Origin of the sequence: Pantoea sp. Fr-CA_6, assembly GCF_024520895.1 — a bacterium.
GTDB classification, from domain to species: Bacteria; Pseudomonadota; Gammaproteobacteria; order Enterobacterales; family Enterobacteriaceae; genus Pantoea; species Pantoea agglomerans.
Window position 1 is genome coordinate 114,582 of record NZ_JALNPO010000009.1, and the last position, 16,149, is coordinate 130,730.

General features: G+C 57.7%; 15 protein-coding genes. 6 read left to right on the forward strand and 9 right to left on the reverse strand.

Going from position 1 to position 16,149, the window contains the following annotated elements:
• Window positions 1-7 precede the first annotated feature (7 nt).
• The 4 genes from gyrB (at window position 8) to NR201_RS16400 (ending at window position 5,372) form a co-directional block, all read left to right on the forward strand.
• Window positions 8-2,416, forward strand: coding sequence for a DNA topoisomerase (ATP-hydrolyzing) subunit B (gene gyrB, locus NR201_RS16385; RefSeq protein WP_010258926.1), 2,409 nt, complete (start codon window positions 8-10; stop codon window positions 2,414-2,416).
• A gap of 192 nt (window positions 2,417-2,608) precedes the next feature.
• Entirely contained in the window at window positions 2,609-3,088 is a 480-nt protein-coding gene (locus NR201_RS16390) for a YhcH/YjgK/YiaL family protein (RefSeq protein ID WP_010671614.1), read from the forward strand.
• Between the two features lie 99 nt (window positions 3,089-3,187).
• A complete protein-coding gene (gene yidA, locus NR201_RS16395; RefSeq protein WP_010258924.1) occupies window positions 3,188-3,997 on the forward strand; it encodes a sugar-phosphatase in 810 nt (269 codons plus the stop codon).
• Window positions 3,998-4,112: 115 nt separating this feature from the next.
• Complete coding sequence (locus NR201_RS16400) at window positions 4,113-5,372, forward strand: DUF3748 domain-containing protein (protein WP_033780887.1); 1,260 nt, start codon at window positions 4,113-4,115, stop codon at window positions 5,370-5,372.
• Here the strand turns inward: NR201_RS16400 and NR201_RS16405 are convergent.
• On the reverse strand, window positions 5,347-5,715 hold the full coding sequence (locus NR201_RS16405; protein WP_223564587.1) for a YceK/YidQ family lipoprotein: 369 nt from the start codon (window positions 5,713-5,715) through the stop codon (window positions 5,347-5,349). The genes NR201_RS16400 and NR201_RS16405 overlap by 26 nt on opposite strands.
• Window positions 5,716-6,005: 290 nt before the next feature.
• Between NR201_RS16405 and ibpA the strand changes: the two genes are divergently transcribed.
• Window positions 6,006-6,422 (forward strand): small heat shock chaperone IbpA, encoded by a 417-nt coding sequence (ibpA, locus tag NR201_RS16410; protein WP_010258920.1) that lies wholly within the window; start codon window positions 6,006-6,008, stop codon window positions 6,420-6,422.
• A 62-nt stretch (window positions 6,423-6,484) separates the two neighbouring features.
• Here the strand turns inward: ibpA and NR201_RS16415 are convergent, their stop codons facing one another.
• From NR201_RS16415 to NR201_RS16440, 6 genes are read right to left on the reverse strand one after another with little or no spacing between them, the layout of a single operon-like run.
• On the reverse strand, window positions 6,485-7,396 hold the full coding sequence (locus NR201_RS16415; protein WP_158131264.1) for an EamA family transporter: 912 nt from the start codon (window positions 7,394-7,396) through the stop codon (window positions 6,485-6,487).
• Between the two features lie 21 nt (window positions 7,397-7,417).
• Window positions 7,418-7,918: a YbaK/EbsC family protein gene (locus NR201_RS16420; RefSeq protein WP_256849977.1), complete on the reverse strand. Its 501-nt coding sequence runs from the start codon at window positions 7,916-7,918 to the stop codon at window positions 7,418-7,420.
• A 29-nt stretch (window positions 7,919-7,947) separates the two neighbouring features.
• Entirely contained in the window at window positions 7,948-8,748 is an 801-nt protein-coding gene (locus tag NR201_RS16425) for a hypothetical protein (protein ID WP_010671609.1), read from the reverse strand.
• A gap of 5 nt (window positions 8,749-8,753) precedes the next feature.
• Window positions 8,754-9,461 (reverse strand): class II glutamine amidotransferase, encoded by a 708-nt coding sequence (locus NR201_RS16430; protein WP_022624802.1) that lies wholly within the window; start codon window positions 9,459-9,461, stop codon window positions 8,754-8,756.
• The gene (locus tag NR201_RS16435; protein WP_167430507.1) at window positions 9,449-10,723 is read right to left on the reverse strand and encodes an acetyl-CoA carboxylase biotin carboxylase subunit family protein; all 1,275 of its coding nucleotides are present in this window, start codon (window positions 10,721-10,723) and stop codon (window positions 9,449-9,451) included. Before NR201_RS16435 ends, NR201_RS16430 begins: the two co-directional genes overlap by 13 nt.
• Window positions 10,724-10,740: 17 nt before the next feature.
• Window positions 10,741-12,207 carry a hypothetical protein gene (locus NR201_RS16440; protein ID WP_256849978.1) on the reverse strand — a complete coding sequence of 489 codons (1,467 nt, stop codon included), beginning with the start codon at window positions 12,205-12,207 and terminating at the stop codon, window positions 10,741-10,743.
• 167 nt (window positions 12,208-12,374) lie between these two features.
• On the opposite strand from NR201_RS16440, the gene NR201_RS16445 reads away from it, so the two are divergent.
• Window positions 12,375-13,826 carry a PLP-dependent aminotransferase family protein gene (locus NR201_RS16445; protein WP_010258912.1) on the forward strand — a complete coding sequence of 484 codons (1,452 nt, stop codon included), beginning with the start codon at window positions 12,375-12,377 and terminating at the stop codon, window positions 13,824-13,826.
• Here the strand turns inward: NR201_RS16445 and NR201_RS16450 are convergent.
• Together NR201_RS16450 and ghrB are read right to left on the reverse strand one after the other, a co-directional pair.
• Window positions 13,823-15,073, reverse strand: coding sequence for a valine--pyruvate transaminase (locus NR201_RS16450; protein ID WP_010671604.1), 1,251 nt, complete (start codon window positions 15,071-15,073; stop codon window positions 13,823-13,825). The two genes, NR201_RS16445 and NR201_RS16450, sit on opposite strands and share 4 nt — an antisense overlap.
• A gap of 81 nt (window positions 15,074-15,154) precedes the next feature.
• Window positions 15,155-16,129 carry a glyoxylate/hydroxypyruvate reductase GhrB gene (ghrB, locus tag NR201_RS16455; RefSeq protein WP_010671603.1) on the reverse strand — a complete coding sequence of 325 codons (975 nt, stop codon included), beginning with the start codon at window positions 16,127-16,129 and terminating at the stop codon, window positions 15,155-15,157.
• Between the last annotated feature and the right edge of the window lie 20 nt (window positions 16,130-16,149).

A 16,149-nucleotide genomic window follows, 5' to 3' on the forward strand; every position in this document is an offset into this window, starting at 1 on the left:
AACGTTGATGTCGAATTCTTATGACTCCTCAAGTATTAAAGTCCTGAAAGGACTTGATGCGGTACGCAAACGCCCGGGCATGTATATCGGCGATACCGATGACGGTACCGGTCTGCATCACATGGTATTCGAGGTCGTGGATAACGCAATCGACGAAGCGCTCGCTGGTCACTGTAGTGACATTGTGGTCACCATCCATGCCGATAACTCCGTATCGGTGCAGGATGATGGACGCGGCATTCCTACCGGTATTCACGAAGAAGAGGGCATTTCTGCCGCTGAAGTGATCATGACCGTGCTGCATGCTGGCGGTAAGTTCGATGATAACTCCTATAAAGTCTCCGGCGGCCTGCACGGCGTGGGCGTCTCCGTGGTTAACGCCCTGTCGCAGAAGCTGGAGCTGACCATTCGTCGCGAAGGCAAAGTGCATCAGCAGATTTACGTCCATGGCGTACCGCAGGCACCACTGGCGGTGACGGGTGAGACCGACATTACCGGGACCCGTGTGCGTTTCTGGCCAAGCCACGAAACCTTTACCAACGTGCGCGATTTTGAGTATGACATCCTGGCGAAACGCCTGCGTGAACTCTCATTCCTGAACTCCGGCGTGTCGATTCGTCTGGATGATAAGCGTGATGGTAAAAGTGATCACTTCCACTATGAAGGCGGCATCCGGGCGTTTGTTGAGTACCTCAACAAAAACAAAACCCCGATTCATCCTACCGTGTTCTATTTCTCTACCGAGAAAGATGGCATTGGTGTGGAAGTGGCGCTGCAGTGGAACGACGGCTTCCAGGAAAATATCTACTGCTTTACCAACAACATCCCACAGCGCGACGGCGGTACACACCTCGCCGGTTTCCGTTCAGCGATGACCCGTACCCTGAATGCCTATATGGAAAAAGAGGGTTACAGCAAGAAGGCCAAAGTCAGCGCCACCGGTGATGATGCCCGTGAAGGTCTGATCGCTGTGGTTTCGGTGAAAGTACCGGATCCTAAATTCTCCTCGCAGACCAAAGATAAACTGGTCTCCTCCGAGGTGAAAACAGCGGTTGAGCAGCAGATGAATGAACTGCTGGCTGAATACCTGCTGGAAAATCCTTCAGACGCCAAAATTGTAGTCGGCAAAATCATCGACGCTGCCCGTGCCCGTGAAGCGGCACGCCGCGCCCGTGAAATGACCCGCCGTAAAGGCGCGCTGGATCTGGCGGGTCTGCCAGGCAAACTGGCGGATTGCCAGGAGCGCGACCCGGCGCTGTCTGAAATCTACCTGGTGGAGGGTGACTCCGCAGGCGGCTCGGCCAAACAGGGCCGTAACCGTAAAAACCAGGCGATTCTGCCGCTGAAAGGTAAGATTCTTAACGTTGAAAAAGCGCGTTTCGACAAGATGCTCGCCTCTCAGGAAGTGGCCACGCTGATCACCGCGCTGGGCTGCGGTATTGGTCGCGACGAGTACAACCCGGACAAGCTGCGCTATCACAGCATCATCATCATGACCGATGCCGACGTCGATGGTTCGCACATCCGTACCCTGCTGCTGACCTTCTTTTATCGTCAGATGCCTGAAATCATTGAGCGCGGCCACGTTTATATCGCCCAGCCGCCACTCTACAAAGTGAAGAAAGGCAAGCAGGAGCAGTACATCAAAGATGATGAAGCGATGGATCAATACCAGATCGCTATCGCGCTTGATGGCGCGACGCTGCACACCAATGCCAGCGCGCCGGCGCTGGGCGGTGAGCCGCTGGAGACGCTGGTCACTGACTTCAACAGCACCCAGAAGATGATCAAGCGTATGGAGCGCCGTTATCCGATGGCCATGCTGCGTGCGATGATTTATCACGACACGCTGAGCGACCTGACCAGCGAAGCAGAGGTTACAACCTGGCTGAATGGTCTGGTGAGCTATCTGACTGAACGCGAAGCGCACGGCAGCACCTATCTGGCACAGGTGCGCGAAAACCGCGAATCAAACCTGTTCGAGCCGGTACTGCGCGTCCGTACCCACGGTGTAGATACTGACTATCCGCTGGATGCTGATTTCATTCAGGGTCCTGAGTATCGCAAAATCTGCGCCCTGGGCAGCAAACTGCGTGGTCTGCTGGAAGAAGATGCTTACATCGAACGTGGCGAGCGTCGTCAGCCAGTGGCAAGCTTCGAACAGGCGATTGAGTGGCTGATTAAAGAGTCGCGTCGCGGCCTCTCGGTCCAGCGCTACAAAGGTCTGGGCGAGATGAACCCGGAGCAGCTGTGGGAAACCACCATGGATCCAGACAGCCGTCGTATGCTGCGCGTTACCATTAAAGATGCGATTGGCGCTGATCAGCTGTTCACTACCCTGATGGGCGATGCGGTTGAACCGCGCCGCGCCTTCATCGAAGAAAATGCGCTGAAAGCCGCCAATATCGATATTTAACCGGCATCAGAGATGAAAGGCCATCACCCAGGTGATGGCCTTTTTTTTGTGCCGTCCGGGCGGAAAACCCGCCAGGGCGTGCCTTCCTGCCCGCATGCTGCGATCCCGATCACGTTTTAACCCGGTCAGCTCCCTTACTCTTGCCCCTCTTTGCGCATTTACCGCGCACTATTCCACACAGGGAGTAACACCATGATTGTTTGCGATCGTCACGACTGGGACAGAGAACGTCACGCCTTTCATCCGGTAGTCGATCAGGCGATAAGCTGGATTGCCAGCACAGATTTCAGCCAGCTGGAAACCGGCAAATATGAGATCCTGCCCGACAACAAAATGTTCTGTCTGGTGCAGGAGATGATGACCGAACCGGCCAGCGCACGCAAAGCGGAGTCCCACTTCAACTACATCGATATTCAGTATCTGCTGACAGGCACCGAAAATATTGGCGTGGCCCGCGCCCATCCCGACCAGCACATCACCGAAGATTTTGCCCAGCAGCGTGACGTCGTTTTTTATCAGAAAATATTGAATGAGTCAGTGATTACGCTGATGCCCGGCATGTTCGCGCTCTTTTTCCCGCACGATATCCATCGTCCCTGCTGCGCCCCTGGCGAACCCGCAACAATCCGAAAAGCCGTGATTAAAATCCACCGCGATCTCTTTACCGCCTGAAGCTGGCGATCAGCTGGCCGTTCTCGCCTGCCATGAAACTGGTCAATGTGCGCTGAATCGCGCTAGCATTGAACAAAACCCAGACGCTACGAGGACTCTATGGCTATTAAATTGATCGCTATCGACATGGATGGCACCCTGCTCAACCCGCAACATGAGATCACACCGGCGGTGAAATCCGCCCTGGATCGCGCCCGTCAGCAAGGGGTGTCGATTGTTCTGACTACCGGCCGGCCGTTTGTGGGTATCCAGCGCTATCTCATGGAACTGGATATGCAGACGCCCGGCCAGTACGCGATCAGCAACAACGGTGCGCTGGTTCATCAGGCCGAAGATGGTGAGTGCGTGGCGGAAGTGACGCTGACCTTTGACGACTACCTCTACATTGAGAACCTGGCGCGTGAGCTTGGCGTACATTTCCAGGCATTCGACAAAACCCATCTCTATACCCCTAACAAAGACATCAGCGAATACACCATCCATGAAGCGAGCCTGACCGGCATTCCGGTGCGCTACCGCGCGGTGGAGGAGATGGATCGTGCCATGCGCTTCCCGAAACTGATGATGATCGACCGGCCCGCTCTTCTCGACGCGGCGATTGCCCGCCTGCCCGGGCATGCTCAGCAGACCTACACCATCCTGAAGAGCGCGCCTTATTACCTCGAAATCCTCGATCGTCGGGTGAATAAAGGCCAGGGCGTCAAAATGCTGGCTGAGAAGCTCGGCCTGAAGCAGGAAGAAGTGATGGCGATTGGCGATCAGGAGAATGACCTGGCGATGATCGAATACGCAGGAACGGGTGTCGCAATGGGGAATGCCATTGACTCTGTTAAGAAAATTGCTCAGTTCATCACCAAAACCAATATGGAAGATGGCGTCGCGCATGCCATCGAAGAGTTAGTGCTGTAACGGCCTGTTCTCTGCCGGGCCGCTTCGGCCCGGATCCCCTAACCCGGCAAAATTGCTGCACCGCAAAACAGAATCGCGTAATTTGTCGGGCAACTCTTTCTCCGTGGGTTTCATCATGTCAGAAAAACAGATCACCTTTGCTGCCCGTCAGCATCAGCTCACCAATATTAATGTCTGGACTGCCGACAGCCAGTGGCTGGCGTTTGACGTTCGTCCATCGGGCGCGTCGTTTACCAGTCAGACCATTGAGCGGGTCAATGTGATGACCGGTGAGGTGGAGGTGCTGTATCAGGCCCGGCATGGTGCCCATGTTGGCGTCGTCACGGTCAGTCCCGACCTGCCACCGCGCTACGTCTGCATTCATGGCCCGGAACATCCCGATGCCAGCTGGCAGTATGACTTCCACCACCGGCGCGGGGTGATCGTTCAGAACGGTGCGGCGGTGAATCTGGATGCCTGCGATATCACGCCACCGTTTACCCCTGGCGCGCTGCGTGGCGGCTCGCATGTACATGTCTTCAGTCCCGACGGTTCTCGCCTGAGCTTTACCTACAATGACCACGTAATGCACGAACTGGATAGCCGGCTCGATCTGCGCAACGTCGGCATCGCGGTGCCCCTTTGCGCTGTAACGCCCGAAAAGCAGCATCCGCGCGAATATGACGGCACCTTTTTTTGCCTGCTGGTGAGCCAGACGCATGCGGAACCGCTGCCAGGCAGTGACCAGATTAATCGTGCCTGTGAGGAGTGCTGGGTCGGTGAGCGTGGCTACCAGAAGCCGGACGGCAGCTGGCAGCGCTGGGCGATCGCCTTTATTGGCGACACGCTGACGGCGCAGGGTGAAAAACGGCCTGAAGTTTTTATTGTTGATCTGCCTGATGCGCTGGAGGATTACGCCCGCGCCGGAGAGATGCCGCTGGAGGGCAGCAGCCAGCAGTTACCTGCGCCACCGGCTGGCGTGCAGCAGCGTCGCCTGACGCACAGCCGTGGTGTGGCTCTGCAACCTCGCCACTGGCTGCGCGCCGCACCGGATGGCAGCCAGATAGCGTTTCTGATGGCGGATGCCGCAGAGGTGATCCAGCTCTGGACGGTCTCACCCAACGGCGGCGAACCGCGTCAGATCACCCGACTCAGCCACAGCATTCAGTCCGCCTTTAGCTGGCATCCTGACGGCCAGGCGATCGCTTTTGTCTGCGATAACAGCGTGATGCGATGTGACGTTGAGAGCGGCGCGTGTCAGCGTCTGACCCGCAGAACAGAAGAGGCGCCATCAGGTGACGCGGTGGTCTGGTCACCTGATGGTACACAGATTGCTTATATGCGTGAGGTGAATGGCTGGCGGCAACTCTTTACGGTTGCGGCAGTGACCGCATAGGAGGCATAGGCTGCGCCTGCGCCAGGCTTTCCTGCGTATGCGCCAGCCTTTCGCTCTGCAGGATGCGTTCACGTGGAGAGTCGAGAGATTTATCTTTATCGCTGCGGTAGTAGTCCCACGGCAGCAGCAGCGTATCCAGCACGGCAGAGAAAGGAAGATCGATTAACGCCAGCGGCTTCAGCGCCCAGCTGGTATCACCATCGGACAGCATATCAGCGCTGGCACGGGTGCCTGGATAGTAGCCCTGACTCGCACCTGTGTGAGACATCACGCTGGAACAGCCGGTTGTTGCCATTGCGCAGCACACCACTCCAGCCAGAGGTAAGGTCTTCATCAATTTCATCATCATCATCCCTTCAGTCATGGCATAAGCCTGGCTGAGTTTGCTTGCCAGACAACGTCAACACTCTGGGGCGAAGTCCGTCTGGGTCTGGCAAATGTAGTCCTGAGTGTATGTCATTTCCTCAAATTGGCGAAAAAAATTGCATTTCGCCCTCTTGAAAATGGTCTTGTGGCACCCATTTTTAGTTTACGGACGCACTCACCGTTGCCGCAAGGGACAGTGGGGTGCCGTATCCAGCCTGTCCAGTAGTGGAAGGTTGCCAAAACTTGCTGACATTCAGGAGTCTTAATATGCGTAATTTTGATCTCACCCCACTTTATCGCTCTGCTATCGGTTTTGATCGCCTGTTTAACCTGCTCGAATCTAATCAGAATCAGAGCAATGGCGGCTATCCTCCCTATAACGTTGAACTGGTCGATGAAAATCACTATCGCATTACTATTGCGGTGGCCGGTTTTGCTCAGAGCGAACTGGATATCACGGCGCACGATAACGTGCTGATCGTGCGGGGTGCCCATCCTGAAGAGCAGACCGAGCGTAAATACCTGTATCAGGGTATCGCCGAGCGTAACTTCGAGCGTAAATTCCAGCTCGCCGACCACATTGTGGTGCGCGATGCCCGTCTCGAGAATGGTCTGCTGAGCATCGATCTTGAACGACTGGTGCCGGAAGAGGCGAAACCACGCCGTATTGAGATTCTGAAGTAACCATGACAAACGCCGCGTTAGCGGCGTTTTTTTTGCCCTTATATCTGAAGGCGGACTTGTCCTTACGACTGCGTTCGCATCGCTAAGCGCTGACCCAGCACGCCACCAAACACATTGACCAGCAGTCCCAGTATAATCACCACCGCACCCAGCATCTGCTGCCCGGAGAGATGCTCATCCAGCACCAGCGCGGCGGTAATAATCCCCACCACTGGCACCAGCAGCGACAGCGGCGCGACGCGCCAGGTTTCGTAGCGACTCAGCAGATTCCCCCAGATAGCGTAACCCACAATGGTGGCGACAAACGCCAGATAGAACAGCGCCAGCACGGTCTGCAGGCCGATATGCAGCAGGCTGTAAACGATGGCGGCCTGACCATCAAACAGCAGCGAACAGGCAAAGAAAGGAACGATCGGCACCAGCGCACTCCAGACCACCAGTGACATGATAGGCACGCTACGGTTCCGCATAATAATCTTATTGGTGATATTACCCAGCCCCCATGAGAGCGCCGCCGACAGCGTCAGCATCATGGTGGTCAGCGTAATACCGGCGCTGGTCTGCCCTTCCATGCCTGCCGTCGCCAGCAAAAACATCCCCAGCGTAGCGATGATAATCCCGACAATATGATTCCAGCGCAGCCTCTCCGCCAGCAACAGCGCGCCCAGCAACAGGGTAAAGAATGCCTGCGCCTGCAGCACCAGCGAGGCCAGACCGGCAGGCATGCCGAGCTTGATCGCCAGGAACAGAAAGGCGAACTGACCAAAACTGATGGTCATGCCATACACCACCAGCCAGCGCAGCGGAATCGGCGGGCGACGCACAAAGAAAATGGCGGGAAAGGCGACCAGGGTAAAACGCAGCCCGGCGAGCAAAAAAGGCGGCATACCCTGCAGCCCCAGCTTGATCACCACAAAATTGACGCCCCACGCCACCACCACGCACAGCGCTAACAGCATATCTTTTACCGACATCAGAAACTCCTTGTCCTGCCGTCAGGCGGTGACCGCAATCGGGGTCGCGATATCGGCACAGCAGCCTTCACCCACGATGCGAAAATAATCATCTACAGCCAGCGCGATCGACTTATCCAGCTCGCCCGCGTTAAACCATAACGTTCCGACCTGTTGCAGCCGGGTATCCACCCGCAGCGCCAGCCGGTCATCAAAACTAAACGGCGGTACCGCGCCCATCACACAGCCCGTCAGCGCCTGCGCCAGCTCCGGAGCGGCGAAAGAGGATTTTTTGCCGCCTATGGCGCGCGCCGCACTTTTGAAATTGATCCGGCAGTCGCCCGGCACTATCGCCAGCAGCTGACGCGATGGCGCACCGTCCGGCATGCTGACGTCCAGCACCATCGCTTTGGCCGCCTGGCCCAGCAGGTTACCGCGTATCTGGCTGATCTGTTCGGTCTGCCCTATCGCCTCATGTTCCACCACGCGGTAGCTGGCCTGCTGCTGATCCAGCAGCGCAGTAATTTTTTCAAACGTCGTCATTCCCTTCTCCTGTTCTGGCACAGCCCGGCTTAGCTCCAGGCGATAGCGTGTTTCATTTTTTTATCGGTCAGCCCGAAAAAGAAACCCATGGTGATACGGGTATCGCCTTCGACCCGATCGATCTCATGATAAAACGCAGGATTAAACAGATAGATATCGCCACTGCGTGGTGAAAATTCGCAGATCTCGCTGTTTTCAATCACCCCACTGCGATAACCCAGCTCCCCGGCGGTTTTGAACTGCTCATCCTCTGGCGACCACTTTTTGTTGTAGATGCGCAGTGCCCCACCCGCGTTGCACTCCTGCAGGCAGACCACGCAGCTGAGCTGATGCAGGATTTGCGTCACCACCAGCGAGGTCTCTGCGGCGTCGCGCACGATATTGTCGTTATGCAGCGGGTTCGCGACGCCATTGGCATGAAAGCGCACGATAGAACCGGCATAGTCTCCACAACCCGGTTCGTGGGCGATGCGTAAACTTTCCAGCCGCAGCGCATGCTGAACCCAGCGGTAAATCTGTTCGCGCAGCGTATTCAGTGAGGGCGGCAACGCCGGCTGGATATCGCGCAGCTCGGTAAAGTAGTTATCGGGAGCCGCAGTATGACGCGCCAGATAGGGGCCGAGCGTGGTCAGCGCGCCATTGGGATAGTGGGAGACACGGATCTTTTCCCGGCAGCTCTGCAGGTCAGTCACCACCGCTTCCCGCACCTCTGGCGTCAGGAAATTACGCAGCACCAGCAGCGGCACCCGTGCGGTAACGATGTCATCCAGCCAGGTCGATTCCACAAACATGTTGGGATTAATCACGCGGAACTGATTGAAAATTGCCATGTTTATCACTCCCTAAACGGTATTTCATAGAGTTCATGATTGTTCATTCGCCGCCAGTTGCCAGCGCTGCCTGGTATTGCCACGGGTTCAGAGGCGATCAGCGTGCAACCATCCTGTTGCTGAAAATGCATCGTAAAATAGTCGGGCCAGGGCGTGTCGTGCGGATACCACTGCCACGCCCAGGCTTTGTCACGGGTGACGAAAATGGCATTCCCTGCGCTGCCGCCCGGCTCTACCTGCGCCATCTTTGCGCGCAGATAGTCGCGGGTGAAATCGGCAGGCGTGGTCTGATCTACCAGATAACGCAGATACTCTTCTGAATCGAAGCGCGATTCGGCCAGACCGAGCTGACGGTAAATCGTCGGCAGAAAGCCGTTATGCATCATGTACCACTGATGTCCGGCGCTGTTGCGCCACAGCGGATGAGAAAACGCCAGTCCCTGATTTTTACTCAGCGTGGCGTGCCGCACATGCACCGCCAGAAACCGGCTGCGCAGGCGATCCACATCGATACCCGGCAGCGCTTCTGCGAACGCGCCGGTGCCGTGCAGGGTACGAATCTCGCCCTCTTCGAGCCACAGACAGCCCCAGCCGTTAGGGTGTGATTTGATCGGGCCATCGTGTTCGGCGCTTTCACCGCAGCTCATGGCGCGCGCCGCCTCCAGAATTTCTGCGCTGTCGAACCGGCCATGCGCCAGAATCATCCTGCACATACTTTATCTCTCCCGGCCGCCACCGGCTGCGCGGCAATCACCTGCTGAAAAGTGGTCATAATCGGCTCACGCGCTGTGGCCGTCAGGCTGAAAGTGGCCAGAATGCCCGCGTGACGCGTCAGGTCGGCATAGAGCGATGAGCGTGACGAAACCTGTAACGCAGGCAATCTGAGTGGCGGTAACAGCGCGCCCTGCTGATGCTGATCGATCCAGCGTTCGGCAGCCTGCAGCTGCGCCGGTTGCCGTAACCGCAGCTGGCCGACCGCACCGGGTGTGGTGAAGGCAAACGCGGGCAATGCGCCACCCGCCTCCAGCCGGAAGGTGACTTCCGCCCAGTTGATGCCGGTCGCCTCCTGCACCAGCGTCGCCACACCCATGCCGGAGAGCCGGAACCCCATCTCCAGGAAATGCGGCACGCCGTTGACCACAATAAAATCGATATGAAATGCACCCTGACAATAGCCAAAGGTTTCACAACAGAAGGTCATCAGGCTGCTGAACGAGGCTGGCAGGGCCGCTGCCGCCATCGCCACATGCCCCGACTCATAAAAGCTGACGCAGCCCTCAGCATCCCGGTGCTGCTCAATCACCTTCTGGCAGCAGGTCAGCGCCTGGGGATGTCCCTGATGCACCACGCCCTGTAATGAAAACTCATCGCCGATCAGTGCGCTTTCCACAATAAAGCCGCTGAAACCGCGTCCGCCGTAGTTCATGGTCTGCACCAGCTGTTTCACTACGCTATGCAGCTGATCGGCATGCTCAATCAGCCAGATACCCAGGCCGCCGCCGCCATCCACCGGCTTCACGACGCAGGGATAGATCAGCGCCTGTCCGGCATCCAGAATGCTGAGCGGCGAGGCGAAAAAGCGGAACTCCGGCTGCGGGAAGCGCGGCCAGGCTTTTTTTAGCGCCATGCGCTGCGCATATTTATCCAGCGGAATAAAGGCGGCGGGCGCATCCGGCCCGGCCAGCATCTCGCGCAGTCGTCCGGCGCTGGCGTTGTAGGCTTCAAAGCCCGCCAGCACCACCAGCGGATGCGCCAGTAAACCGGCGTGCAGATAGGCCTGCATCACCTCCCAGGGATTCTCGGGTCGATCGAGGCGAATGATCAGATCAAATGGCAGAGCCAGGCTTAACGACTGGTAATCGACGAAATCACCCATTTCAGCCAGCACGGTAAAATAGCCGTCGCGCTTCGCCACCGCGCAGTAAGGATTTTGCCCGTCGCGGGTGGCGCCAATTTGCAGAAAAATCTTTTTCATCGCCTCGCCTTACCGGGTTATCGCCCGGAAATGATTTCTGTCACGATGTCATTCAGTACACCGTTATTGACCTGAATCACCGCTTTGTGGGGATCAAAACGCAGCACGCGCGACAGCGGATCGGCACTTTTGCCCTCCAGCAGCGAACTGACCGGCTTGCTCTGCCAGCAGTGCCGCATCTGCGTCAGCGTCATGCCAGAGAGCCGGGTTAACTGCTGTGCCAGCGCGCCATCCTCACTGCGTTGCTCAAGCAGGTCGCGGATGGCCGCCTCATCCAGCGTAATCTGCTGCTGCATCAGCCAGTGTCCGAGCTGCTCTCCCTGCGCCAGGAACGGGGAGTAGATCATGCAGATCAGCTGATCTTCGCTGAGGTCAAACGCCTGTATGGCGAAGTCCGCCGCGCGCTGCCGCTGCCGCTGGATCGCGGCGTCATCCTGATAGCGTGCCGCCATCTCATCGATTAGCGCGGGCGGAAAATCTTTCTTCACCATCAGTCCCAGCGCAAAGCGCACATATTCGCGGATCCCTTCGGCATAGTGGCGCTGCAGCAGCGTTTCTGCCCGCAATCCGCGCAGGTGTGCCATCAGCGTCGGATTACCGCAGTCGGATTCGGAGAAGCTGAACATCAGCGCATCAAAACGGAAGCGCATAAATTCGCTGAGCAGTGCCCAGTGCGCGCCCGCTTCATAGGCGGTGTCCTGATAGATGTTGAAGAACAGTGGATTGCGCGCCAGTTGGTGGGTGATGCGGTGCGCAGGCGTCAGCTGATCGGCGCCATAAACATCGCTGAAGTAGCGCTCTGCCACACCATCCAGCGTCTGCAGAAACCCGCTGAAGCCCCGGGTTTTGTCCGCCACCGGCGCATCAAACAGCCGTGAGAGGTGCCGCGCCCAGGCGACATAGGCGGCCTGCTCCTGTGGCGAGTCGCCGGTAACAATCAGATCCACGCCACCGTTGTAGTCTGCCGCCAGGCCAAAGGAGTTCACCATGCTGAGATTACAGGCGTTGCAGAAGGTCGAGCGCGCGTCGGCGCGATACCGGTGGCCATTCATCAGCACGTCATTGCGGTTCTGCTGCCGCACGCTGCCCGGCATCGGCAGGTCGCGGTCAAATGGCCGGATAAGCAGGCCATCCACCACCAGACACTCCACCCGCTCATCGTCATGCATCGCCAGCGACTGATAAACGCGGTGAATATTCTCCATTACGCTCTGATTCATCGCCGCATGGCGATTGGTGCTGATCCGCAGATGAAAGGTGCTGCCCTGCTGCTGCCAGATCAGTCCCTGAATGTAACGCACGTAAGCCACCATGTAGCTGCTGTCTTTTCCCCCGCCATAGGCGAGCAGCACACGGTTATTCTCCAGCTGCTGCTGATCCGGCAACGCTGCCAGCAGGCGAAGAGAGCAGCGCTGAGCGGACTCAATGATGGCGGGTGACAGATACGCTTCCATCTCCTTCATCATGGCGGGCAGATTATTCATTTCTCACGTTTTCCTCAGGTGAACAGAATCACTTTATGGTCTGAAGCCCGGGGCTGACGGGGTCGCCGGGCCGTTTAGCGTTATGAATAATTAAGAGATGCAGCCTAAAGTACTTTGAATGTACTCTGTTGAATATGCACAGATCAGCGCGATATGGGGTGGAACAGATGGCCGATATTATCGGGGAACAGGAGAGTCAGAGCAGTCGTTACCGCCAGATCGCAGAACAGATCAAGCAGGCCATTCATGCCGGTTCGCTGGCACCTGACAGCCGTCTGCCGTCGGTGCGCACGCTGGCGACGCAGTACAATGTCAGCCTCACCACCGCCCTGAAGACACTGCGCACGCTGGAAGATGAGCGCTACGCCGTTGCCCGCCCCAAATCGGGCTTTTTTGTTGCTCCGCAGCGGCCCTCTTCCCGTCAGTTGCCCGCCGTCAGTGAACAGCCGCGCGCCATCGCGCCGCTTGATGAGCAGACAGAGCTCCATCTGGCGATGCTTGGCTCAGACTGCCGGGTGCGTCTCGATCTGGCCAACGGTGACAGTGCGCTCTATCCGGTCAAGCGCATCGGCCTGCTGATGCGTCAGATGGGCTACAGCAAACCGGCCCTGCTCGGGAATACGGTGAAGGGCACCGGCTATGCGCCGCTGAAAACAGAGATTGCCCGCCGGGCAGTGGGTTACGGCTGCAATATCAGCGCTGACGATATTCTGATCACCAACGGCTGCATTGAGGCGATCTCGCTGTCGCTGCGCGCCACGACCCAGCCGGGCGATGTGGTCGCCGTGGAATCACCCTGCTATTTCGTGCTGCTGCAGATGCTGCATAACCTCAATTTACGGGTGATTGAAGTGGAAGCCGGGCCGGAAGGGTATGTCGATGTCGCGAAGCTCACCGGGCTGTTTCAGCGCAAGGCGGTGCGGGTTTTTCTCACCCTGTGCAACGTCAACAATCCGCTGGGAAAAAGCATTCCCAACGAGCATAAGGCCTATATTGCGCGGCAGGCGGATGAAAACGACGTGGTGATTATTGAGGATGATATTTTTGGCGATACCGCCTTTGGTGAACGCCGCCCTTTCCCGATGCGCGCCTTCAGCCCCAACGCCATTCTCTGCAGCGGCTTCTCTAAAACCGTGGCGCCAGGCATTCGTATTGGCTGGGTTCACAGCGTCAACTACATGCGCAAAATCGCCTCACTGAAATATACCTCAACCATGGGCACCTCGGTGCTGTCGCAGGCGGCGGTGGCGGAACTGCTGCGCAGCGGCGGCTATGATGCTCATCTGCGTAAGCTGCGGCGTGAGCTGGCTCGACAAATCCGTGAAATGCGTCAGTCGGTGTTACGGGAATTTCCGGCGGGAACCCGGGTGTCCGATCCGGAAGGAGGCTATGTGCTGTGGGTTGAGATGCCCCGACAGGCGCTGAACGTGCGCGAGCTGTTTCTGAAAGCGCGCAACGCGGGCATCGGCATTGCGCCGGGCCACATTTTTGCCACCGACCAGCGCTACGATCACTGTTTCCGGCTGAATGCCGGTTTTGGCTGGAATGCAGAGGTGGAACAGGCGATTCAGCAGCTGGCACAGTGGTGCCAGCTGTCGTTAACCGATACGCAGGATTAGCTGTCGCGCCAGGCGTTCTCAACCTCTTCCGCCAGAATCTGCACCGCCCGCTCAATATTCTCTGCATCCGGCACGTAATTCATCCGCATACATTGATGGGTGTGCGGCCACGCCTGTTCCAGTCCCGGGAAGAAGAAGTGGCCCGGCACCATCAGCACGCCGCGCGCTTTCAGCCGCTGATAAAGCAATTCGGTGGTGATCGGCAGATCGCGGAACCAGAGCCAGAGGAAAATCGCCCCTTCCGGCTTGTGGATCAGGCAACGGTCTTCCGGCAGATAGCGCCGCAGGATCGCAATGGTCTGCTGCACCTTCTGCTGATAGAACGGCTTAATCACCTCTTCGGAGAGCCGTAACAGATCGCCGCGACGGATCATCTCATTGGCAATGGCCGGACCGATACTGCCGGGTGCCAGACTGATGATGCCGTTCATATTGCTCAGCGCGGTGATAGTCTTCTCGTCAGCGATAATGATGCCGCAACGCGCACCCGGCAGGCCGAGCTTCGACAGACTCATGCAGAGAATGATGTTGGGGTTCCACAGCGGGCGCACCTCGCTGAAAATGATGCCGGGGAACGGCACGCCATAGGCATTGTCGATCAGCAGCGGCACATCATGCTGCTGCGCCAGCGCATCGAGCTGCATCAGCTCATCATCGGTGATCACGTTGCCGGTAGGGTTGGTCGGGCGCGATACGCAGATCAGCCCGACCTCTTCGTTCATCGGCAGATGCTCAAAATCGACATGATATTTAAACTGACCTTCCGGCAGCAGCTCAATGTTCGGCTTCGCCGACACAAACAGCCCCTCTTCCAGGCCGGCATCCGCATAGCCCAGATACTCAGGCGCCAGCGGGAACAGCACCCGCTTTTTGCTGCCATCGGCCCGACGACCGGCGAACAGATTGAACAGATAGAAGAAGGCGCTCTGGCTGCCGTTAGTCAGCGCAATGTTCTGTGCGGTGATGGGCCAGCCAAGCTGATCGCTCAGTAGCCCGGCCAGCGACGCCAGCAGCGTCGCTTTTCCGCGCGGGCCGTCGTAATTGCACAGCGCCTCGCTGAGTTTGCCTTCCTCATGCATCTGCTGCAGCAGTTGCTGAAAGTAGTCGTTCATGGCCGGGATCTGCGCCGGATTACCGCCGCCCAGCATGATGGTGCCGGGCGTTCGCAGGCCCGCGCCCATATCTTCCATCAGACGTGAGATGCCGGAATGTTGGGTAAATTTGTCGCCGAACTGAGAAAAAGACATAGCGGTTAAATATTTGTGATAGCGAATCGGGGGTCCACCATAACGCCCGCCATGGGCGGGCGCAATGGAAAGGCGAGGGGATTACTTCAGCGCCTGCGGGTTCACGCAGTTTTTCTCGACGCTTCCACCGAGTGCAGCGAGGAGATTCTCTACCGCATCCTGCATCATGCCGTAGCGGGTTTCATGGGTGGCAGAACCGATATGCGGCAGCGTCACCACATTGGGCAGCGACAGCAGCGGAGAGTCGGCAGAGACCGGCTCCTGCTCAAACACATCCAGCCCGGCGGCATGCAGTTTGCCCGCCTGCAATGCGGCGATCAGCGCATTCTCATCCACCACCGGCCCGCGACCGGCGTTGATCAGCACCGCATCCGGCTTCATCAGTTCAAGCTCGGCGGCACCGATCAGATGGTGCGTCTCTTCAGTCAGCGGCAAACTGATGCAGACGAAATCACTCTGCTTCAGCAGCGCCTCCCGTTCACAGCGCTGTGCGCCAAAGCGCGACTGCGCCTCTTCATGCTCGCGGCGGGCGTTGTAGAGGATTTTCATGCCGAAGCCAAAGTGGGCGCGCTGCGCCAGCGCCATCCCGATACGTCCCATGCCGAGAATACCCAGCGTTTTATGGTGCACGTCGATGCCGAACTGTGCCGGACCGATGCTCTTCTGCCAGTTGCCCGCTTTGACCCAGGCATCCAGTTCCGGTACCCGACGGGCGGTGCTCAGTACCAGCGCCATCATGGTGTCCGCCACGGTTTCGGTCAGCACGGTCGGCGTGTGCATCAGCACCACGTGACGCTGATTCAGCGCATCCACATCAAAATTGTCATAGCCTACAGAGACGCTGGAGCAGACGCGCAGATTGGGCATCTTCGCCAGCAGCTCGCCATTCACTTTACCGCCCGATCCCAGCAGACCTTCTGCCTGCTGGAACGCCGCAGCATGTTCCTGCTGGCTTTCCGGCGAGAGATCGCTGATTTCCGTCACGTCACACTGTTCAGCCAGGCGAGCATAGAGATCGTCGGGCAGTTTTTTATAGAGAATTACAGCGGGTTTCATTCGGTGGCTCCCGGTCAATA

Excerpts from the sequence above, each read along its gene's own strand:
- gyrB (WP_010258926.1), top strand. The coding sequence starts at position 8 with ATGTCGAATTCTTATGACTCCTCAAGTATTAAAGTCCTGAAAGGACTT.
- NR201_RS16390 (WP_010671614.1), top strand. The coding sequence starts at position 2,609 with ATGATTGTTTGCGATCGTCACGACTGGGACAGAGAACGTCACGCCTTT.
- yidA (WP_010258924.1), top strand. The coding sequence starts at position 3,188 with ATGGCTATTAAATTGATCGCTATCGACATGGATGGCACCCTGCTCAAC.
- NR201_RS16400 (WP_033780887.1), top strand. The coding sequence starts at position 4,113 with ATGTCAGAAAAACAGATCACCTTTGCTGCCCGTCAGCATCAGCTCACC.
- NR201_RS16405 (WP_223564587.1), bottom strand. The coding sequence starts at position 5,715 with ATGAAATTGATGAAGACCTTACCTCTGGCTGGAGTGGTGTGCTGCGCA.
- ibpA (WP_010258920.1), top strand. The coding sequence starts at position 6,006 with ATGCGTAATTTTGATCTCACCCCACTTTATCGCTCTGCTATCGGTTTT.
- NR201_RS16415 (WP_158131264.1), bottom strand. The coding sequence starts at position 7,396 with ATGTCGGTAAAAGATATGCTGTTAGCGCTGTGCGTGGTGGTGGCGTGG.
- NR201_RS16420 (WP_256849977.1), bottom strand. The coding sequence starts at position 7,918 with ATGACGACGTTTGAAAAAATTACTGCGCTGCTGGATCAGCAGCAGGCC.
- NR201_RS16425 (WP_010671609.1), bottom strand. The coding sequence starts at position 8,748 with ATGGCAATTTTCAATCAGTTCCGCGTGATTAATCCCAACATGTTTGTG.
- NR201_RS16430 (WP_022624802.1), bottom strand. The coding sequence starts at position 9,461 with ATGTGCAGGATGATTCTGGCGCATGGCCGGTTCGACAGCGCAGAAATT.
- NR201_RS16435 (WP_167430507.1), bottom strand. The coding sequence starts at position 10,723 with ATGAAAAAGATTTTTCTGCAAATTGGCGCCACCCGCGACGGGCAAAAT.
- NR201_RS16440 (WP_256849978.1), bottom strand. The coding sequence starts at position 12,207 with ATGAATAATCTGCCCGCCATGATGAAGGAGATGGAAGCGTATCTGTCA.
- NR201_RS16445 (WP_010258912.1), top strand. The coding sequence starts at position 12,375 with ATGGCCGATATTATCGGGGAACAGGAGAGTCAGAGCAGTCGTTACCGC.
- NR201_RS16450 (WP_010671604.1), bottom strand. The coding sequence starts at position 15,073 with ATGTCTTTTTCTCAGTTCGGCGACAAATTTACCCAACATTCCGGCATC.
- ghrB (WP_010671603.1), bottom strand. The coding sequence starts at position 16,129 with ATGAAACCCGCTGTAATTCTCTATAAAAAACTGCCCGACGATCTCTAT.